Below are 22,348 nucleotides of genomic sequence, written 5' to 3'. Positions count from 1 at the left end.
CCGTTAAGCCCTCCAGCGCCGATGGTACTTGGACCGCAGGGTCCCGGGAGAGTAGGACGTTGCCAAGCAGACAAACCACTGACATTATGTTAGTGGTTTTTTATCTTGTCCACAACTTATCCCCATAATTTGTGGACTTGTGAGTAACTATGATTTATGACATCATCTTTTGGAAATAATCCACAAGTTGATAAGTCAGCAAACTAGATGAAGAAGTGCTTTATTATATTGTTTTAATTCACACTTTCCTCTATAAATGTTCATAACCCGTGGGTAAGTGCGACTATCGCTCCCTTTTTAAGTAATGTATGCACAAAGGATGACGAATGAATTAGTTATAAGGTTTATAAGTATCGTCATATCCACATGTTAATAAGTTGACGTTGGATACCAACGGCACTATCTTTCAGCATTGTAAGGCAAGCGAAAGTTAATTCGATGGGACGGACTCTTTCTTTTTCATACAATGGTAGTATAGAAAGGAGGTCGAGTCTGATGAGAAGCATTAAACGAGAATATACGATTAACGCATCGGTTCTGATTCCGTTACACACGAAGGTTGCACATGTGTGCTGCGAGCTGAAACAAGACCCAGAACAGGAATGTGCCATCACAGAACTGCGACCTGACTCAATGGAAAGCACCGCCTGTCAACCACGCTCTATTCGGTGGAAGCGTTGGGTTATTTATAGCTTGTTAATTGTGCTTATTGTTCCGGTATTAATCTGGGCAGGGATGGCCGCTATCGCTCCAGCATGGATGGACCAGGAGAAGCTGGCTGCGTTCCGTCAGGAGATTGAACGGGATGCGGTGACGATACAAGGACAGCATCGGGTACATATCGAGGAGATGCCAGTCTATGTATCGAATGCGCTGTTGGCAATTGAAGATCATCGATATCGTCTTCATCCAGGCATCGACCCAATCGGATTGGCACGCTCAGTATGGATTAATGCGACGAAGCAGAAAAAGGCCCAGGGCGGGAGCACCATTACGATGCAGCTTGCACGGAACCTGTTTTTGACGCATGATAAGACATATTCCCGCAAGCTGAAGGAAATAGCAATCGCGGCGAACTTGGAATGGAACTACAGCAAGCAGGACATTCTAGAAATGTACTTCAACAAAGTGTATTTCGGCCACGGTCGTTACGGTATAGAAGATGCAGCGCGTTACTATTTCGGCAAAACGACGGTTACGAACGGTGAGCTGCCGACGATTAATGTGGCGGAAGCGGCAATGCTGGTCGGGTTGCTGAAGGCCCCGGAACGTTATTCCCCGGCTAAAAATATGGACCTTGCCGTCAAGCGCCAGCGAGTCGTCCTAAAGCGAATGGCCGATCTGGGCATGGTTACAGAAGCGGAGCGGCACCAGGCGTTGAATACGGAAATTAACGTAGTTTCAAATAAGAAATAGCAAATGGCACACGATTCGGGCAATGACCTGGTTCGTGTGTTTTTCTTTTCTTATGAAGGATACATATCGTCTGATGATGCTTAGCTTCATTCTCCCCTTAACTCAGTGACGATTGAGATGAAAGTAGTAGGGCAGGTCATTTTGAATGTTTGAATGCTTGTATTCTGAACAAGTGGGAGAGTGGTGATAAGGAACTTAAGGCAGGATCATAGGCAACAAACCTGAACAAAGAACCTGAGTTACATAGACTCGCTCCCCATTAACTCAACGATAACTGAGAAGAGTATGAAGTAACGCAATTGAGCGCAGCTATACGGATGTCCTGAATAAGAGGGAGAGTGTTACTAAGGAACTAGCGCAAGGTATTGGAGCACGGAACCTAAGCGAGTCATTATTTATGGATGTGGGTGCATCGTAGTATAATGAAGACAGGAGAGGGGGAATGTCTGCCGGATGAAGGAATGGACGTTTGTCGTATTTATTTATTTGCTAATCGTCAATATAGTTGGCTATCAGTTGATGGTAACCGATAAGAAACGCGCGGTAAAGCAGCGTTACCGCATCCCTGAACGCAAGCTGTTCTTGACGGCATGGCTCGGTGGAGCACTGGGTGTGCTCACGGCGATGTACAACAAACGCCATAAGACGCAGCACGCTACGTTTACTGCCGGCATCCCGTTTATTTTACTCGTTAACATTTTTGTGTTTGGTTTCATATTGATTCGTTTTGGTTAAAAATAGGTCAAGAGTAATATGTTGTGGTATGCTGGTTATATAGCGGTGAAAAATAGAGAGAGTGGTGATAGGTATGGTATTCCAACGCATTTTAGTAGCTTATGACAGCTCAGAACCTTCCCGCAAGGCGTTAGACCACGCCATTAGCATTGCAGAAAATAACGGAACGACGCAATTGCGCGTGGTGCATGTGTTTCAATTCCCGCAATATTTCGTAGGTACGGCGTATGCGACGGCCTCGGCCGAGACGAATGAAGAGCTGTACGAATATGCGGAACGCATTCAGCAGGAAGCGGAGCAAAAGGTATCGCTGCTTGGCGACCGTGCGGCAGTCACGTTGCTGCAGGGTCCTGCTGGACCATCGATTGTAGCTGAAGCGGAAGAGCATAAGTGCGACCTGATCATCATCGGCAGTCGCGGCTTGAGCGGGTTGAAGGAATTCGTGCTGGGCAGCGTTAGCCACCATGTGGTGCAGCATGCGAAAGTACCAGTTCTCGTCATGAAATAATGCATCTCTCTACAGACCGGCAATGGGCGTAAATCGCATCGTTGCCGGTTTTTTGGCGTCTTGATTAGCACGCAGCACTCAAAACCGAACATTGAAAATGTAAATGACAATATCATTCGCTTTTAATGGTTGACATCCTCAGTGACGCCTTGTTAAACTTAAGTTGCACTCATAATTGGCGAATGTTGATTCGCCTTGATAATCGAATAATTGATTCTCGTATAATTCTGGGAATATGGCCAGAAGTTTCTACCCAAAGACCGTAAATTTTTGGACTACGAGAATGACGAACATACGGCGGTTATTTAAGTTGGCGTCTTCTGTCTTCATGGATGAGCAGGAGGCGCGGACATGCTCGTTATAGATGGTCTGCCGGCCGTTGTTTGCTCATTTCTCATATTGACCAACCGATAAACGTTCAGGGGAGACATTTGCTTCCACTGAATTTTTTTATTTATTTGGATAGGGAAAGCATGGAACTTGTCGAAAGCGGGTGGATTACATGGAGAACGTGACGAACAAGGAACAAGAACGCCTGCCGTTAGTGGGCGTCATTATGGGCAGCACTTCCGATTGGGAGACGATGAAGCTGGCGTGTCAAGTGCTTGCGGAGCTGGGCATTCCGTTCGAGAGCCGCGTCGTCTCGGCGCATCGGACGCCGGATGAGATGTTCCGCTATGCGGAGACGGCGGTCGAGCGCGGATTGCGCGTCATTATCGCGGGAGCTGGCGGCGCGGCGCATCTGCCCGGCATGGTGGCGGCGAAGACGGTACTGCCGGTCATCGGCGTACCGGTGAAGTCGTCCCATTTAAGCGGGATGGACTCGTTGCTGTCCATCGTGCAGATGCCAGCCGGCGTGCCGGTAGCGACCGTAGCGATTGGACCGGCGGGAGCGACGAACGCCGGGCTGTTGGCCGTGCAGATGCTTGGCATGCACGATGGGGCTGTGCGCGCCCGCTTGGAGGCGCGCCGGGAAGCGGTGCGGCAGCAGGTGCAGGCCACGGGGGACCTCGAATGAGGGCGCCTGTGGACAGCTGCACGCTGCCGGAAGAGCGCAGCTCGCGCGCCGATGCGCCGGTGCTTGCACCCGGCGCGACCGTCGGCGTGCTCGGCGGCGGCCAACTGGGCCGCATGCTGGCGCTTGACGGCGTGCGCATGGGCTACCGCTTCGTCGCGCTCGAGCCGGCGCTGGATGCGCCTTGCCGGGACGTGGCCGCGATCATCGCGGCCGACTACGGCGATGAAGAAGCGGCGCATCGCCTGGCGGCACGTTCCGACGTCATCACGTATGAGTTCGAGAACGTGTCCGCCGAAGCGGTCGAGCGGCTGGAGCGCGCTGCGTACGTGCCGCAAGGAAGCCGCCTGCTGCGCCTGACGCAGCATCGCCTGCGCGAGAAGGAAGCGCTCAGCGCCGCCGGCGTGCCGGTCGCGCCATACGCGGCCGTAGCGTCTGCCGCCGAAGTGCGTCAGCACTTGGCGGCCTTCGGGGGCACCGGCGTGCTGAAGACCGCCACCGGCGGCTACGACGGCAAAGGCCAACGCATTCTCCGCCATGAGGATGAGGCCGAGGCTGCGTACAACGCCCTCGCTGCGCTAACGCCCGAGCTCATACTGGAAGCGTTCGTTCCGTTCGTTCATGAACTATCCGTCATAGCTGCTCGCAGTCCGCGAGGTGAAATTGCCACCTTCCCGGTGGCCGAAAATGTCCACCGCCATCACATCTTGCATCTATCGATCGTACCAGCGCGCATTCCTGAAGCCGTGCAGGCGGAGGCGGAACGATTGGCCCGGCGCATCGCCGAAGCGCTTGATGTCGTCGGCCTTATCGCCGTCGAAATGTTCCATACCGCAGATGGCAGCCTTATCGTTAATGAGTTGGCTCCGCGCCCGCATAACTCGGGGCATTATACGATGGATGCGTGCCGAACATCCCAATTCGAGCAGCACCTGCGAGCGATATGCAACCTGCCGCTCGGGGATACTACGCTGCAATCGCCGGTCGTCATGGCGAATCTGCTCGGCGATCATGCTGCGGACATGGTACAATGGTTCCGTGCCGATGATCCGGCCGCGAAGCGCTGCGGTGTTACGCCGAAGCTGCATTGGTACGGGAAGTCGGAAACGAAGCTGAAGCGTAAAATGGGGCATATTAACATTTTGGCGCCTACCATCGACGCTGCGCTTGTATGGATGAAAGAAACGAACATGTGGAGGAACGTAAACGATGATTGAACGGTACTCACGCCCGGAGATGCGGGCCATTTGGACGGAAGAGAACAAATTTAAAGCCTGGCTTGAAGTCGAACTATGCGCTTGCGAAGCATGGGCAGAGCTCGGTGTCATTCCGAAGGAAGATACAGTGGAGCTGCGTGCGAAGGCAAGCTTCGACATCGATCGGATTATTGAAATTGAGGCGGAAACCCGCCATGATGTCATCGCCTTCACGCGTGCGGTCTCGGAGACACTCGGGCCGGAACGGAAATGGGTGCACTATGGCTTAACGTCTACCGACGTGGTAGATACCGCTTTGGGATACTTGATGAAGCAGGCGAATGAGATTATTGAGCAGGACCTGATCCGTTTCATTGAAATTCTGAAGAACAAAGCGCTTGAATACAAAGATACGCCAATGATGGGACGCACCCATGGCGTGCATGCGGAGCCGACGACGTTCGGTCTTAAGATGGCGCTCTGGTATGCGGAAATGCAGCGCAACCTGGAACGGTTCCGCCAGGCGGCGGACGGCGTCCAGTACGGCAAAATTTCCGGGGCGGTCGGCACTTATGCGAACATCGACCCGTCAGTAGAGAAATTCGTCTGTGAGAAGCTCGGCACGAAGCCGGCGCCAATCTCCACGCAGACACTGCAGCGCGACCGCCATGCCGAGTATATGGCGACGCTGGCGCTGATCGCGACTTCGCTCGATAAGTTCGCGACTGAAGTTCGCGCTCTGCAGAAGAGTGAGTTCCGCGAAGTGGAGGAAGCGTTCGCGAAAGGACAGAAGGGTTCTTCTGCGATGCCGCATAAACGCAATCCAATCGGCAGCGAGAACATTTCCGGCTTGTCCCGCGTGATGCGCGGTTATATGCTCTCCGCATACGAAAACGTGCCGTTGTGGCATGAGCGCGATATTTCACACAGCTCGGTTGAGCGTATCATCTTGCCGGATGCGACGATGCTGATGAACTATATGCTGAACCGTTTCATGAACATCGTGAAAAATTTGACGGTGTTCCCAGAGAACATGAAACGCAACATGCAGCGTACATTCGGCGTGCCATTCTCTGGCCGCGTTATGACGAAGCTTATCGATCATGGCTGGAGCCGCGAGCAAGCGTACGATACGGTACAGCCGCGTGCGATGCAGGCATGGGAAGAGCAGCGTAGCTTCCGCGATATTATTGAGAGCACGCCGGAGATTACGTCCGCGCTGAGCGCGGAAGAGATTGCCGATGCTTTTAACCCAACGTGGCATCTGAAGCACGTGGATACGATTTTCAAGCAAGTGGGATTGATTGAATAGAATGTGAACCAGACTGGAGTTGCCGCCTATGTGCGGCAATTTCTCCATAGAGCGCGTCATGCGCTCTGGTTCGCTATGTCGGCCAGTCATTTGGCCGCTAGCCGTGCAATAGGCTGAAGCGTAATTCCGCTTTGATTCGCATCATGCTTGGGGGAGGCTGTTAACGTGTCAACCGTAGCGATATCATCTGCAGTAGATTTGGTGAAATCTCCGCTTGTGTATAAGGGGAAGGTACGCGAGCTGTATGACTTGGGGGAACATTTTCTCATCGTGGTGACGGACCGTATTTCGGCGTTCGATTATGTGCTGGACCCGGCCGTTCCTGAAAAAGGAAGCGTGCTGAATCGCTTGAGCGCGTTCTGGTTCGAGGAGACGAAGCCGCTCATCGGCAATCACGTCGTGCATTCCGATGTGGACCGGCTTGGTGACGTTGTCACGGACAAAGAGCTGCTGCGCGACCGCATTATGGTGACGAAGAAGGCGGAGCGCATCGATATTGAGTGCGTTGTGCGCGGCTATATTACCGGCGGCGGCTGGCGCCAATATAAGCAGACGCAGGCCGTGAACGGTATCGATCTGCCTGCCGGGCTGCGGAAGAACGAGCGCTTTCCTGCGCCGCTGTTCACGCCTGCGGCGAAGAACGACGTCGGCCATGACGAAGATATTTCATTCGCGCGCATGCAGGAACTGGTCGGGACGGAGCTGGCGGACAAGCTGCGCGACAAAAGCGTCATGCTATACGAGCATGCCCGCAGCTACTGCGAGGAGCGGGGCATCATTCTGGCGGATTGCAAATTCGAGTTCGGCCTCGTCGACGGAGAGCTCATCTTAATCGACGAAATTTTCACGCCGGATTGCTCCCGTTTTTGGGCGAAGGAAAATTATGCGCTCGACATTGAAATCGATAGCATGGATAAGGAGCCTGTGCGCACCTATTTGGCGAATTCGGACTGGGATCAGAACAGCAAGCCTGATTCGCTGCCGCAGCACGTCGTTGAGGAGACGACGCGCCGGTATGTGGACATTTGGACAAGATTGACGACATAGGGTATTGGGTAAGCTGACTGCATGGTTCGTGCTTAGTGAGAGCCCATAGGGGACCGATTGAACAGCCACTGTCATATGTGGAGTGTGAATCGTTTATGAGTGATAGTTGGGAAAGGAAGCATCGCCACGGTATGAACCGAGCGGTGCTTTTTTGTGTTAACAAATACAAATTGACTATTTGCGTAACTAGTGATAAATTAAATCATACTAAGTCTATAGGAATTTATTAATTTAATTATTTGCTAAGGATAGTGATAGAGATGAGAGCTCAACTGATTAACGAGTTAGCAGAGCAATATGATCAGATCGTTTCTTGGCGCAGACATTTGCATCAGCATCCTGAGCTTTCATTTCAAGAAACGAATACGGCAAAGTTTATTGCCGAGCAGCTCACAAGTTTCGGAATAGAAGTGAAAGTGGGCGTAGGAGGCGGAGGCGTTATTGGATATTTGCGCGGTAAGCAAGCTGGACCGACGATTGCATTCCGTGCCGATTTCGATGCGCTTCCGATTCACGAGGAGAACGATGTTCCTTATAAATCGACCGTCGATGGAGTTATGCACGCTTGCGGACACGATGGGCATACGTCCACGCTGCTTGGTGTGGCCAAAGTTCTGAGCGGCTATCGCGAGCAACTTCAAGGAACACTCGTATTTATTTTTCAGCATGCCGAAGAGAAACCGCCTGGCGGCGCTAAATTGATGATCGAAGACGGCGCTCTAGACGGAGTAGACTATATATACGGTGCTCACTTGTCCAGCGAGATCCCGCTTGGACAGATTGGATTGCGGGAAGGGGCCTTCATGGCAGCGGCCGATGCGTTTGCCATTACGATTCAGGGGAAGGGCGGTCACGGTGCTAAGCCTCATCAGACCGTAGACGCGCTTGTGATCGGCAGTCAGCTCGTGCAAGCCTTGCAGCACATTGTGGCCCGCCGCGTGAATCCACTTCACTCTGCCGTCGTGACAGTCGGTGTATTTCAAGCTGGTACTGCTTTTAATGTCATTGCCGATAAAGCGCGAATGGAGGGAACGGTACGCACATTCGATCAGGCCGTGCGCGAGCAAATCGAAACCGATATCCGCTCAATAACGAAAGGCATCAGTGAAGCAAACGACGCAGGCCACGACGTTGCGTATACGTATGGTTATCCCGCGCTCGTCAATCCGCACACGGAGACGGAACAGCTCCGCGGTCTCATTGCAGATTTGTTGGGCAACGATGTTTTCTATGATCAACAACCATCGATGGGGGCTGAGGATTTTGCTTACTATCTGCAACACAAGCCGGGGGCGTTTTTTAACGTAGGTTCCAGAAATGAGAGTCAGGATACGGCTTATCCGCATCATCACCCGCGTTTTGATATCGATGAGCAGGCCTTGCTCGTTGCAGGCAACATATTTTTAGCGCTGGCAGCTCATTATTTACTTAAATGAGGTAGGTACAATGATTGAATTACAAAATGTGCACAAAGTGTACGCAGGCAAAGAAAAAAGTGTAGCAGCACTGACAGGGATCAATCTTAAAGTTGAACAAGGGGACATTTTCGGTGTCATCGGATTTAGCGGAGCGGGCAAGAGCACGCTTATTCGCACGATTAACTTTTTGGAAAGACCCTCTTCCGGGCATGTAATCGTTGATAATAAAGAGTTAGGCAGCTTAACAAGCAAGCAGTTGCGTGAAGCAAGAAAACGAATTGGCATGATATTTCAAAATTTTAATCTGTTAGATTCAAAGACTGTTTTCAAAAATGTTGCCATTCCTCTTATATTAAACGGTACAGACAAAAATCAAATTGCGCAGAGGGTACATGAGTTGCTAACATTTGTTGGACTGGAAGATAAGGCTGACAGTTACCCAAGCGAGCTCTCAGGGGGGCAAAAACAGCGTGTGGGCATTGCTCGCGCCTTAGCGACCAACCCGTCGGTTCTCTTATGTGACGAAGCTACATCAGCACTCGATCCGCAAACAACGGCATCCATCCTGCAATTACTGGAACGAATTAATCGGCAATATAACATTACCATTGTAATCATTACTCATGAAATGCATGTCATTAAAAACATTTGCAATCGTGTGGCTGTGATGGAAAATGGAGAAATTATTGAACAAGGAAATGTGTTGGATGTGTTTGGCAACCCGCAGGCAATGACAACGAAAAATTTTGTCAGCACCGTTATTCATGATGAGGTGCCGCCAATTATTTTGGACAGTATCCGCAACGCACAGGGGAATAGCCGCTTTTTCAAACTCAAATTTGTTGGGAATAGCGCTCAAAAGTCATTATTATTCGATATTGCCAAAAAATTTGATGTGCAAGTCGATATATTGTTTGCTACCGCTACAGAGATGCAAGGCACGACGCTCAACAACTTCATTATTGAACTGCGCGGAGCAGAGACACAGGTTGAACAAGCCTATCATTTTATGACGAAGCAGCATATTACGGTAGAAGAAGTGATGAAACATGAATAATGCGATAACAAGTGAACAAGTCATTCAGGCCATACAAGAGACGTTGCAAATGGTAAGTATTTCGTTGCTTGTCGGTGCGCTTATCGGGATTCCGCTAGGGCTGCTGCTAGTTCTTACGCGCAAAGGCGGAATTTTAAAAAATAGCGCCATTTTTTCCGTTTTAAACAACATAATCAATATTGTACGCTCGTTGCCATTTATTATATTGCTTGTAGCGATTGTGCCTTTCACGAAATTTATTGTCGGATCATCGATTGGAACTAATGCCGCGATTGTGCCTTTAATCGTATATATAGCCCCTTATATAGCCAGACTTGTTGAAAATTCAGTGTTGGAAGTGGATCAAGGCATCGTCGAAGCGGCAGAAGCGATGGGAGCGACACCGCTGCAGATCATTTGGCATTTTATTTTGCCTGAAGCTTTGAGCTCCTTAATCTTATCACTAACGACTGCGACCATCGGCTTAATCGGCGCTACCGCTATGGCGGGCACAGTCGGTGGCGGCGGAATTGGCGATCTTGCCATCAGTTATGGTTATGAACGGTTTAATACGGTGGTCATTGTGATTACGGTCATTATTCTCATTATTTTGGTGCAGGGCATTCAAACATTGGGTAATGTGCTGGCTCGTAAAATAAGAAGGCAATAATTTCGTGCAAAACACTAGAATGAAATAGATAAGTGGAGTCAAATGGGGAGAGATAAAAGATGAAAAAAAGAGGTAAGCTGCTGCTGATGGGTTTACTTGCGGTCAGCGTGTTCATGCTTGCGGCTTGCGGGAATTCCAACGAACAAGCGAGTGATAAGAAAACGTTGCGGGTCGCTGTCTCGGCTGGTCCTTACAATGAATTATTCGATACCGCAGTCAAACCTATTCTCGAGAAACAAGGCTATACGATTAAAGGGGTAAATTTCTCGAATATGTTGCAAGCGGAAGTTGCCATAACCGAAAATGCGATCGATTTTAATGTGTCTCAGCATACTGCCTACGTGAATGCGTTCAACAAGGAAAAAGACGCGCAGCTCGTTCCGATTGTCCATATTCCAACTGTGCCGGCAGGCATTTTCTCTAACAAGTTCACATCGATACAAGACGTTAAATCGGGAGCTAAGGTTGCGATTCCGCAGGATCCTTCTAATGCGGCGCGCGCCTTTGCATTGTTGCAGAAGGCAGGTTGGATCAAATTGAAAGAAGGCATCGATCCGACGCTTGCGACGAAAAACGATATTATCGAAAATAAACAAAATCTCGATATTACGATGATGGACTCTTCACAGATCCCGCGGGCGATGGATGATATTGATTTTGCCGTCTTGCCTGGAAGTATCGTGTATGCTGCGAGCATTGATGCCTCCAAATCCTTGCTGGCTGAAGATGTCGTTGCCGATCTGGAGCTGAACGTAGTCGTTAATAAAGGAAACGAAACGAGTCAATGGGCGAAAGATATTGTGGCTGCCTATAAATCCGATGAATTTAAAAAGTATATGAGCGAGCATAATAAAGATAACTATTGGGTCATCCCTGATGAATTAAAGTAAACAAGCTGATATCGCAACCTTGTTCCAATGTTCGATTGGAATAAGGTTGTTTTTTTGAGACTGCCCAACAAGCCGAAGTCCATACTGCCGCGTGTGCGAGCAGATGAAGCAGTGAGATAGATGGAGAGGAAGATAGCGTTCAGGGTAACCAAATTGCTGTTGACAGAGAATAGGGGAGCATTTATGATTACGATGCAAGCGTTTTCAGTTAATCATCTAAGGGGTTTATCCCATAACGGAAAGAAATCAACTGATTTTAGTTCCGTTTTTTTCTCTATTTAATGCAAACGTTTGCACAAATTGAGGAGAGGGGTTAAGGCATGCGGAGGACATGGAAAGCTGCAATTTCCCGTATGCTTGCCGGTGTAATGCTGGTAGGCATGCTGCAGGGGACGTTTGGAGGTGATGTTTATGCTCTATCGCCACTGCTTGATCAACGTGATCAACCATTTCAGGATCGGCAAGACCAGAGTCAAACTCTAGAAAAAAATCAATTTGAAGCTCTAAGGCAGGCTGAAACCAGCCAAACAGCGGAAGCCGCGCTCAAGACCATTGATTGGAGCATGGTGAAGTCGCTCGGGACTTCGCCGACGGCCGGATGGCAGGGATTCAAGCTGGATCAGGTGAAGCTGACGAATGACGGCAGCTATCTGTATTTCCGGGTCGATGCGGCCAAGGCCGAGCCATGGCAATACATAGACATTGCTTTGCAAGTAAACGGTGCCGATTCCGGCATCTCAGACAATCCGTTGAATCGGCAGTTTAATTATGTTGGAACGTCGGCGAAGCCAAAGTATCACATTGTGATGGAAGCCAAGCCTGGGGGTGAAACGGCCTTATATGAAAGCGGTTCCCAGGCGCCGTTGCTGAGCATAGGCGATCTGAAGGGGGCCTACTTTGAGGTTGCAGCCAACTCAAGCTCAAGCTTATTGATGGGGGCTATACCGCTGCAGCAGCTCCCCCTGAAGAATGGAGACGAGTTGCGAACCATCGTCGTATTAAGCGGGGATAGGGCCGATGAGCATGGCGCTTTTGATGTCATTCCCGAAATGCCAGATAACGCTATCGCGGACGATTGGAACATGAAGGAGAACCCAAGCCGTCAATCGAGCTATAGCCAAGCTTACACCGTCTCCTATTCTCCGTTAATTGACGGGGAGAAGGATGCATTGTGGGACGAGGTGCCTGACTTGGGCATTTCTGTTACCGATAGCACATACGGTGAACCAAGCAAACTGGGCGGAGTCAAGCTGACAAATGACGGTAAGAAGCTGTATGTCTGGGTAGATGCTGAAGTACCGAACTGGGGAGAAAAGGGGCAATTTATCGATATTGCTTTAAATGTGAATGAGGCAGATTCGGGTGTGTCCGACAATCCGTGGGGGTTCCCGTATAACTTTAGCGGCACGGCTCAGAAGCCGCAATACCATATCATGATGCGTGTGCAGCATGATAACGGAATTAACGGAGCGGCGCTGTATGATTCCATGGATATGAAGACGCCTATCCTGTCCAGCTGGACGGAACAGAAAGGTGCGGAATTCGCCGCTAATGGCAAATCCGGCTTCGAGGCAGCGATACCGCTTCATCATTTGAAGCTGAAGAACGGCGATCGTCTGCGTCCGCTCGTCGTGTTGAGCGGCAACCAAGATGCCGAGCATGGGGCGTTCAATGTTATTCCCGAAGCTGCCGGCAATGCGCGCGCAGCTAGCTGGAATGAAGCGGCAGCCCCTAACGTGCAGAGCGAATATGGAGGCGCGTATGTTGTGGCGCGCATGAGCGATAGGCTGGAGCTCATCGGTACAGAGCCGGCCGAACATCAGATGCAGGCTGACGTGGATCAGCCCATCGTCATGACCTATTCCGAGCCGATTGAGGTTACCGGAGCAGGGATAACGTTGATGGATGATAAGGCGACGGCAATCGAAGCTGCCGTCACGAGCAGCGATCAGCAGTTGATGATTGTTCCGAATCAACCGTTGGCTTACGAAGCGGAGTACACGGTAACGGTTCCCGCTGACGTGCTGACGGGGCTCGAGACCAAAACGGCCAATCAGGTGTATTCGTTTGCGTTTAAGACGAAGTCGCAGCCATCGATGCGTGCGGCAATTGCCGATCAGGACAATGAGATACTTGTGACATTGAATGATGTCGTTCGCGATCTCGATTACAAGGCATTTGCCGTATATAATGGCGCAGTGAAATTAAACGGCAGGTCTGAAAAGGGGGAAGATGATAAATCGGTTGTCATTCGTCTGACCGATCCGATTGACGATGTATCGAATCCATATGTCGTTCGATACGAAGGAAATCCGCGGGGTATTTATCGCGACCGTCCGCTTACGATGCGAGGTATTCTGGACAGCTATGTGTACACAGGGGACGATCTGGGCGTTACATTGAGCCCGGAGGCCAGCACGTTCAAAGTGTGGGCGCCGACAGTTGGCAAGGCAACGCTTGCCCTGTACGATAGCGCTGAGTTGGCGAAGGAAACGCCGAGCCGGGAACTGCCGATGGAGCGCGATGCGGATACGGGCGTATGGTCGGCTGCGGCCAGCGGCAACCTGAACGGAACGTATTACATGTATAAGCTGCAGTTCCCGGACGGGACGATGACGTATGCGCTTGATCCTTATGCGCGGTCTTCTTCCGTAAATAGCGGGAAGTCGGCGGTCGTCGATCTGGCAGCAACCAATCCGTCCAATTGGGCTGCGGATGTGAAGCCGCCGTTCCTGCAGCCGACGGATGCCGTCATCTATGAGCTGCATATGCGCGACTTCTCCATCAGCTCCGATTCAGGAGTGTCTGCCCTTAACCGCGGCAAGTTTACGGCCTTTACGGAGACCGGAACGACGCTCACAGGGAAGCCGGATATGAAGACGGGCATCGACCATTTGAAGGAGCTTGGGGTTACGCATGTGCATTTGTTGCCTACTTATGACTTCGGCTCCGTCAATGAGCAGAAGGTGGATGATCCGGCATCGGCTGAACGTAAATTCAACTGGGGTTATGACCCAGTGAATTATAACGTGCCGGAAGGATCCTATGCGACCGCTTCAGCACAGGAGGACCCGGCGAAGCGCATCCGTGAATTCAAGGCCATGGTGCAGGCGCTCCACGATCAAGGCATTCGTGTCGTTCTGGACGTCGTATACAACCACACGTTCGTAACCGGTATGGAATCGGACTTGTCCGTATTCGACAAGATCGTGCCAGGATATTATTACCGGACTGATGCTCAAGGAGCGTTGACGAATGGATCAGGCGTCGGCAACGAAGTGGCGACCGACCGGCCGATGGTCAGCAAGTATGTGCGGGATTCCGTCAAGCATTGGGCGGAGCAGTACAATGTGGACGGCTTCCGCTTTGACTTGATGAAGCTTGTCGATCTCAATACGACACGCGGCATTATCAGTGATGTGAAGGCGATTGATCCGAGCATCATCGTGTACGGCGAGCCTTGGTCTGGCGGCAATACGCCGCTTGCATCCGAGCTGCAGATTGAGAAAGGCAAACAGCGCGGCGAAGGCTTTGCGGTGTTTAACGATAATTTCAGAGGGGCGATCAAGGGCGGCAGCGACGACGCATCTAAAGGGTTCGCTACAGGCGCGGGCGGTCAGGAAGCTGGCATTGTGAAGGGAGTACTGGGAGCGACGACAGACTTCACTGCGGCACCGACGGAGACGATTAACTACGTCACGGCGCATGACAACTTGAATCTGTGGGATAAGGTGCTGAAGACGCAAGGCAAGGATGCGGACATCAAGACGAATCCTTTCGCTACTCTCACGGAGCGCAATGTGCTCGACAATGAGACCGTAAAGCGCTCATTGTTAGCCAACGGCATCGTGCTGACTGCGCAAGGGATTCCGTTCCTGCATGCGGGCGACGAGCTGCTGCGAAGCAAATTCGGCGATCATAACAGCTATCAGAGTCCGGATGCGATTAACCAGATTATCTGGAAGCAGAAGGATGAATATAAGCCGGTGTTTGATTACTTGAAGGGGCTGATCGAGCTTCGCACATCGCATCCAGCCTTCCGGATGACGACGAAGGAAGCGGTAGCCTCCAATCTTGAGGTGTACCGTCAAGACGGACAGATTGTCGCCTTTAAGCTGAAAAACTACGCGAATGGTGACAAGTGGCGTAATATTGCCGTTATTTACAATGGCGCCGCTGTAGAGCAAGATGTCGCGCTGCCGTCCAATGAGACATGGAACGTGGTCGTCGACCATACAGCTGCGGGCGTGCAGACGATTCGAACGGTACAAGGCGGCAAGGTGAAGGTTGATGGATTGTCGATGATGGTGCTGTACGATCAAGCTGACGATTATACGCAGGTGCCCGCGAAGCTGGAGGCAGAACCGCAGGAGATCGGTCTGGAGCCAGGGGCTTCCAAGCAGTTGACGGCGATTGTTAAGGATCAGAACAATCGTCCGATGTTGACGGAGAAGGTGACGTGGACTACCTCCGATGCAGCAGTCGCCAAAGTTAGCGGAGCGGGTAAAGTTACCGCGATGAAGGAAGGAACAGCCGTCCTGACAGCGGCCTCCGGACAGCTTCAAGCCCAAGTCAAGGTAACGGTTGCCAAGCTGGAGCCGACCACGCTGACTATTTACGGTACAGAGCAACTTTATATAGGGCGTACGGCGCCTTTTACGGCTGTAGTCAAGGATCAGTTCGGACAGACGATGTCTGGCGCGAGCGTGCGGTGGAGCTCCTCTGATCCGACAGTGGCACGGGTTGATCGCGCCGGGAAGGTATCCGGCGTTCAAGAAGGAACCGCCACGATTACGGCTCAAGCCGGCTCTGCTCAAGCCTCGCAGAAGGTTGCAGTCAAGCCGCTCTTGAAGCGTTACGTACAAATTAATTACGTTCGCCCAGACACTAACTATGATAAGTGGGGATTATGGGTATGGCAGACAGGCGTACAGGACGATGGACATGAGTTCCAACGGTACGAGAACGGCATGGCAACGGCGATGATCGAAGTCGGGCCGGAGACGGAAAGCATCGGATTTATTATTAAGAAGGGCGATTGGGAGGAAAAGGACACTGATTCCGACCGATTTATACGCACGAATCTGAATGATACGCTGACCAAGGTGTACGTTTATAGCGGACAATCGGCGTTTAGAACGCTGCCTGCCGTGACGGGACCAGTTCTCGACAACGGGAATATTACGTTCTATTACCGGGACGATGCGTTATTCGAGAGCGGAGAGCTGGACCGAATTTCCAAGGTTGAAATTGTCGTCAACGGCACCGCTTATCCGATGATGTATGATACCGACAATGAGCGCTATGTATACACGCTGAAGGATGCGGTTACTGGGGAGTATGAATACAAATTTGTTGTAACTAAGGACGGCAGCACGACGGAACTTACCGATCCGAAGAACACGGTGAACGGACGCTCCATCGTCAACTACAAAAAACCAGAGTTAGCAATTCAAGCGACCATCGAGGGCGGCCCTATTTATGCAGGCCTGCATCGTGTGCTGAACATTCAATATGAATCCAAAGACATGGTCGGTATTCGCGAAATCATTGCAGACTTATCGACTCTGGGCGGCAGCGCGGCGACCAACGTGGATACGGAACTGCTTGCGCACTCCTTTACGGTTCGGGATGATATCGAACCGGGTATGAAGGAGATTCCGATTACGCTAATTGACGAGTACGGAAATCGGCATAAGTCATCCGCACAAGTGGAAGTTATCGCGAAGCCGGCATCCACGGGCAAGCTCGGATTTGATTGGGATGAAGCGCGGATTTATTTCGTGCTGACGGATCGGTTCTATGACGGTGACCCTAGCAACAATGGGACAGCCGAGCAAGGCTATGACAAGCACCATTTGGAAGCTTATCATGGCGGTGATTTCCGCGGTCTGATCGACAAGCTTGACTATATTGAACAGCTTGGCGTCAATACGCTTTGGATTACGCCGATCGTCGAGAATATCGACTTCAACCAAGGGGCGAGCTTCAACGGTAAGCAATATGCTTACCACGGCTACTGGGGCAAGAACTTTGAGAAAATCGATAAGCATTTAGGGGACTTGGATACGTTCAAGGAGCTAATTGAGAAAGCGCATGATCGCGGCATCAAAATTATGGTGGATGTCGTGCTTAATCATACTGGCTATGGGCTAAAGCCGGATGATCGCAGTCCAGGCATTACGGCAGAGGATAAGCAGCGATTTGAGGGCATGTTGAGAAGCGACGGCGTCAGCGCAGATGCGAACCCAGTCCGCGGCGAGCTTGCAGGTCTGCCGGACTTCATGACGGAGCTTCCGCATGTCAGGGATACCATTATCAACTGGCAGGCAGGTTGGTTGGAGCGGGCGAGAACCGATCGCGGCGACACGATCGATTATTTCCGCGTCGACACGGTCAAGCATGTGGATGATACGACATGGAAGGCATTCCGCAACAAGCTGACCGAGCTCAATCCCGAATTCAAGCTGATCGGGGAATACTTCGGCGCTTCCGTGGATAACACGGGTTCATACTTGAGGACGGGTGAGATGGACTCTTTGCTGGACTTTGATTTCAAAGGCAAGGCCAGAGATTTCGTCAACGGCAAGCTCGATGCGACGGAGGCGGCGCTGCAGGATCGTGAAGCGCGCATGGATAACACCGCGATGCTCGGCCAGTTCCTGAGCAGCCATGACGAGGATGGCTTCCTGAGCCACTATGTGGGCGGCGACAAAGGCAAGCTGATGGTGGCCGCGGCGTTGCAGATTACGGCAAAAGGCCAGCCCGTCATCTACTATGGGGAAGAGCTGGGACGATCGGGCGCTAATGCCAAGGATATGTCACAGGGACAATTGAGCGAGAACCGGGGCGATATGCCGTGGGATAAGCTCGATGCGGAGAAGAAGATGCACGCTCATTACAGCAAGCTGCTCCACATTCGCGCTGCTCATTCCAAGGCTTTCTCGAAGGGAGAGCGGACGAAGCTGGCGGGTGGAGACGCTGATGGTTATATGATCTTTGCAAAAAGCCATCAGAATGACACGGTCATCGTCGGCTTAAATCCAAAAGCCCAGGCGAAGGAGATAGTGACGTTCCGTGTTCCTTATGCGCCTGGCACGAAGGTGGCGGACGAATATAGCGGCACCGACTATGTGGTTAGCGCCGAGCAGACGGTTACGGTAAATATTCCGGGCAAGGATGACGGCGGTACCATTGTGCTTGCTGCAGAGAAAAAAGATACTGACACGAAGCCTGATACAGAAACTGGAAACGGCAGTAATGGAGGCACAAGCTCTGGCGGCGGAACAGGCGGCGCTAACGGAACAGCCAGCACCGGTGGAATGGAAGCGGGTGATGCGGGATTTACAGTTACGGCAGATGGTGTTCGTTACGAGCCGGGAACATTCACCAAAGTGACGAACGCCGATGGCACGGTAACGGCCGAGGTTCGAATTAGCGACGTGTCGGTTCACACCATGTTGAAGCTGTTAGGCAAAGCGCAGGACAAACATAAGTGGACAATCGCCATTCCTAACGAATCGGCAGAAGTTCGAATCGTGTGGCCGATGAACGCGCTGAAGAAGGCCGTTCAAGAGCAGCCGAAGCTAGAAATCGCCGTGCAAACGGGGGCGGGCAGTTACCGTCTTCCGATGACACACGTAATGAAAAATGAAAGCGGCGACGCTGCGTTGAACTTGGCGTTGCAAATAAAGCAGCTAGCCGGTGAACAACTAAAGCTGATTCAAGCAGCAGCATCCTATTTGATAGGTTCCAACGTGCCGGCAGCAGTACAATTCCAATTAGGCTGGGAGGCAAACGGCAAGTTAGAAGCATTAGAGGTAGACGGCAGCTTCACGGCACGTTCGATCACCGTGCCTGGACACCATGCTGCTTCTCGTATTGTGGCTGTGAAATATAATGAGGCAACGAAGACCTTCTCGTTTGTTCCATCGCGGGCAGAGCGTTCTGCAGATGGGAAGCATACCGTTCTTACGATGAAGCATCACGGTGCTGGCATCTATGCGGCATTGAGCTACGCGCCTACCTTCGCGGACTTAAACGGCCATTGGGCGAAGCATGACCTGGAGTTGTTGGCTTCTAAGCTCATCGTCAACGGCCAGGAGCACGGGCGATTCATGCCGAATGCATCTGTGACCCGAGCTGAGTTCGCAGCAATGCTTATACGAGCATTGGGATACGGTGACAGGCTAGGTCAGCACCCAATCCAACAGGCGCCATTTAAAGATGTGTCAACTTCCGCTTGGTTTGCGGATACAATCGCATTGTCTGTGGAGTTAAAGCTTGTTCGAGGTTATGCGGATGGCACGTTTAAACCGAATGAGCCAATTACACGAGAGCAGATGGCGCAAATGATCGTGAATGCCGCTGCACTTACGGAAATGAAGCAGCTGGGTGCGGGCAATGATGCAGCAGCGGCTAGCTTCAAAGACAGCAAACAGGTTGGAGCATGGGCGAAGGAGGCAATCGATTCCGTGGCAGCTTCCGGTCTGATGAACGGATTCGAGGATAAGACGCTGCGCACTGGCGCGAATGCAACCCGTGCGGAAGCCGGATCTCTCTTGAAGCGGTTGCTTTTACAATTGAATTACATCGCTGAATAGGGCTGCGTTAAGCATAACCATGCAATAATACTCGGTTTAAACAGATAAACTCCCGGGCTGCTTTTATAGCGGCTTCGGGAGTTTTTTTATATTGCCGCGAATGGGGACAAGTTGTGGAAATTCGGGCGTTAGCAAGTATTGACATCCAATAAGTTAACAAGTATAGTTAATTACACGAGTAACTAACCAATCTGGTGGTGATATCATGGGATTCATTATCGATGACAGCCGTCCGATCTTCATGCAGATCGCCGAACGAATTGAAGACGATGTCATTGAGGGGAGGCTGCTTGAAGAGTCGCAGGTGCCTTCCAAGATTCAGATCGCGACTTTTTATCAAATAAATCCGGCGACTGCTGCGAAAGGGGTAAGTCTGTTGGTGGATCAAGGCATTCTGTACAAAAAGCGCGGAATCGGCATATTTGTAGCGACGGGCGCGCGCACGTTATTAATGGAGAAGCGGCGGGAGCAATTCTTTGAACAGTATGTCGTGTCGATGATACAGGAGGCGGAGAAGCTCGGCATTACGGCGGAGCATTTATCGGAAATGATTAAGAGAGGGGCGAAACGCGATGAGTAATACTTTGGAGGTGCAGCGGTTAACGAAGATATACGGTGGTGCGACGGCAGTTAATGAAGTGAGCTTTGCGTTGGAGCCAGAGAAGATATATGGACTGCTCGGAAGGAACGGCGCCGGCAAGACGACCATTATGCATATGATTACGGCTCAATTATTCCCGACGAGAGGTGAAGTGAAGGTATTCGGGGAGCATCCGTATGAGAACGAACGCATTTTGAGCCGAATCTGCTTTATTAAGGAAAGCCAGAAGTATCCGGATACTTATCGTGTTGTGGATGTTCTGGAGGCGGCGGCAGCTTTTTATCCCAATTGGGATCGCGACTATGCGTACGCCTTGCTCGAAGATTTTCGGCTCCCGCCGAAGCGGAACATGAAGAAGCTGTCCAGAGGGATGCTCTCTGCCGTAGGAATCGTTGTAGGTCTGGCGAGCCGTGCGCCCTTAACGATATTTGACGAGCCTTATCTGGGACTCGACGCCGTATCCAGGAGCTTGTTCTACGACCGGTTAATCGAGGATTACGGGGAGCATCCGCGAACTGTCATTTTATCAACGCATCTTATCGACGAAGTCAGCCAACTGTTAGAGCACGTGCTGGTCATTGACGAAGGCAAGCTGATTATGAACGAAGATGCTGACGATCTGCGCGGACGCGCATTTACGGTAGTCGGTACGTCTTCCAAAGTGGATGCTTATACCGCGGAAAAAGAAGTGATTAACCGCTCCATGTTCGGCGGATTGGCCTCGGCCACCATATTTGGGGACATGACCGTGAATGACAAGAAGCAGGCAGAAGCGCTTGGGCTGGAACTGGCTGCCGTATCGCTGCAGCAGCTTATCGTCTATCTGACGCGTGGCAATCTCGAACGAAAGGCGGTCGAAGCCTAATGAACCGTACAACCGGCATCATAAAAATGCATTACAGAGATAAATGGACATGGTTCATCATCCCTTGGTCGATTATGATGTTTAGCTTTGTCGTAAACCTTATAGTCGGTGTCTTACTACGCAGTGAAGAAGTTCATTATACGGGTGGTATATCCTCCATCTTTATTTATCTATTCATTGCAGGCATGTTTACCTTGTCACAGACGTTTCCGTTCGCCATCAGCCTGAGTGCGCGAAGGAAGGACTACTTCTTAGGGACAGCAGCCATGGTTGCAATGGTAAGCGCCGTTACGGCAGCTGCGTTGCTCCTGCTTGGTATCATCGAGACACAGCTAACGGGAGGCTGGGGCGTAAGGGTTCAATTTTTCCATCTGCCGTATGTGAATGACGGAAATATGCTCCAACAGCTATGGATTTATTTCAGTGTAATGATGCACTTGTTTTTTTTCGGATTTGTAATGGCAAGTGTGAATCGGCGGTTCCGGATGACTGGCTTAATTCTGTTATTGGCCATCATGCTTGTCGTTCCTGCTGTAGCCGTCACAGTACTGACATATTATCGCTGGTGGGACGATATGTTCGGTTGGCTCTCCGGCTATACCGCGTTCCAGCATACTTTATGGATGCTGCCGCTGACCATCGTCTATGCGCTGTTATCGTACCTGTTTCTTCGCAAATCAACCGTATGAAATTGAAAATGATTGCTGCCATGCCGTCAGGGACACACCTTGGCGGCTTTGTTGTGGCGAGGAAGAACATGCGATAAATACAGCTGATCATCGTGTAAAGAAGCGGCGTCCTTAGCTACATTATACAATTCGCTCAGAGAGAGTACGTTGCATAGAAGTATCCTTTGCTCCATTCATCTTTGTGCTCAGAGGAAGTACGATGCATGGAAGCGCCCTTTGGTCCACTCTCCCCTGCGCTCAGAGAGAGCACGTTGCATAGAAGTACCCTTAGCTCCACTCTCCCATGAACTCAGAGAGAGTACGTTGCATAGAAGTACCCTTAGCTCCACTCTCCCATGAACTCAGAG

Annotated in this window: 15 protein-coding genes and 1 riboswitch; all 15 genes read left to right on the top strand. The window is 51.1% G+C overall.

Going from position 1 to position 22,348, the window contains the following annotated elements:
• The first annotated feature begins 495 nt into the window (after positions 1–495).
• Complete coding sequence (locus tag A372_RS0102440) at positions 496–1,416, top strand: transglycosylase domain-containing protein (RefSeq protein ID WP_019419255.1); 921 nt, start codon at positions 496–498, stop codon at positions 1,414–1,416.
• 453 nt (positions 1,417–1,869) lie between these two features.
• On the top strand, positions 1,870–2,151 hold the full coding sequence (locus tag A372_RS0102435) for a DUF1294 domain-containing protein (RefSeq protein ID WP_019419254.1): 282 nt from the start codon (positions 1,870–1,872) through the stop codon (positions 2,149–2,151).
• A gap of 73 nt (positions 2,152–2,224) precedes the next feature.
• On the top strand, positions 2,225–2,659 hold the full coding sequence (locus tag A372_RS0102430; RefSeq protein WP_019419253.1) for a universal stress protein: 435 nt from the start codon (positions 2,225–2,227) through the stop codon (positions 2,657–2,659).
• A gap of 197 nt (positions 2,660–2,856) precedes the next feature.
• Positions 2,857–2,957, top strand: a riboswitch (purine riboswitch).
• A gap of 204 nt (positions 2,958–3,161) precedes the next feature.
• Positions 3,162–3,677, top strand: coding sequence for a 5-(carboxyamino)imidazole ribonucleotide mutase (gene purE / locus A372_RS0102425; RefSeq protein ID WP_019419252.1), 516 nt, complete (start codon positions 3,162–3,164; stop codon positions 3,675–3,677).
• Entirely contained in the window at positions 3,674–4,891 is a 1,218-nt protein-coding gene (purK, locus tag A372_RS0102420) for a 5-(carboxyamino)imidazole ribonucleotide synthase (RefSeq protein WP_019419251.1), read from the top strand. Before purE ends, purK begins: the two co-directional genes overlap by 4 nt.
• The gene (gene purB, locus A372_RS0102415) at positions 4,884–6,182 is read left to right on the top strand and encodes an adenylosuccinate lyase (RefSeq protein ID WP_019419250.1); all 1,299 of its coding nucleotides are present in this window, start codon (positions 4,884–4,886) and stop codon (positions 6,180–6,182) included. The genes purK and purB overlap by 8 nt, the downstream gene beginning before the upstream one ends.
• Before the next feature lie 165 nt (positions 6,183–6,347).
• Entirely contained in the window at positions 6,348–7,229 is an 882-nt protein-coding gene (locus A372_RS0102410; RefSeq protein ID WP_019419249.1) for a phosphoribosylaminoimidazolesuccinocarboxamide synthase, read from the top strand.
• 260 nt (positions 7,230–7,489) lie between these two features.
• Positions 7,490–8,665 carry a M20 metallopeptidase family protein gene (locus A372_RS0102405; RefSeq protein WP_019419248.1) on the top strand — a complete coding sequence of 392 codons (1,176 nt, stop codon included), beginning with the start codon at positions 7,490–7,492 and terminating at the stop codon, positions 8,663–8,665.
• A gap of 10 nt (positions 8,666–8,675) precedes the next feature.
• On the top strand, positions 8,676–9,704 hold the full coding sequence (locus A372_RS0102400) for a methionine ABC transporter ATP-binding protein (protein ID WP_019419247.1): 1,029 nt from the start codon (positions 8,676–8,678) through the stop codon (positions 9,702–9,704).
• Positions 9,697–10,353 carry a methionine ABC transporter permease gene (locus tag A372_RS0102395; protein ID WP_019419246.1) on the top strand — a complete coding sequence of 219 codons (657 nt, stop codon included), beginning with the start codon at positions 9,697–9,699 and terminating at the stop codon, positions 10,351–10,353. Before A372_RS0102400 ends, A372_RS0102395 begins: the two co-directional genes overlap by 8 nt.
• 59 nt (positions 10,354–10,412) lie before the next feature.
• Entirely contained in the window at positions 10,413–11,243 is an 831-nt protein-coding gene (locus tag A372_RS0102390) for a MetQ/NlpA family ABC transporter substrate-binding protein (RefSeq protein ID WP_019419245.1), read from the top strand.
• A gap of 320 nt (positions 11,244–11,563) precedes the next feature.
• The gene (gene pulA, locus A372_RS35245) at positions 11,564–19,846 is read left to right on the top strand and encodes a type I pullulanase (protein WP_020424609.1); all 8,283 of its coding nucleotides are present in this window, start codon (positions 11,564–11,566) and stop codon (positions 19,844–19,846) included.
• A gap of 205 nt (positions 19,847–20,051) precedes the next feature.
• On the top strand, positions 20,052–20,426 hold the full coding sequence (locus tag A372_RS0102380) for a GntR family transcriptional regulator (protein ID WP_019419244.1): 375 nt from the start codon (positions 20,052–20,054) through the stop codon (positions 20,424–20,426).
• Positions 20,419–21,312 (top strand): ABC transporter ATP-binding protein, encoded by an 894-nt coding sequence (locus tag A372_RS0102375; RefSeq protein ID WP_019419243.1) that lies wholly within the window; start codon positions 20,419–20,421, stop codon positions 21,310–21,312. The genes A372_RS0102380 and A372_RS0102375 overlap by 8 nt, the downstream gene beginning before the upstream one ends.
• Positions 21,312–22,001, top strand: coding sequence for a hypothetical protein (locus tag A372_RS0102370; RefSeq protein ID WP_019419242.1), 690 nt, complete (start codon positions 21,312–21,314; stop codon positions 21,999–22,001). Before A372_RS0102375 ends, A372_RS0102370 begins: the two co-directional genes overlap by 1 nt.
• Positions 22,002–22,348 lie beyond the last annotated feature (347 nt).

Origin of the sequence: Paenibacillus sp. OSY-SE (assembly GCF_000283315.1) — a bacterium.
In the GTDB taxonomy this organism is placed as follows: Bacteria; Bacillota; Bacilli; order Paenibacillales; family Paenibacillaceae; genus Paenibacillus_B; species Paenibacillus_B profundus.
The sequence above is the reverse complement of the archived record's forward strand: the minus strand, read 5'-3'. Positions and strand labels throughout refer to the sequence as shown.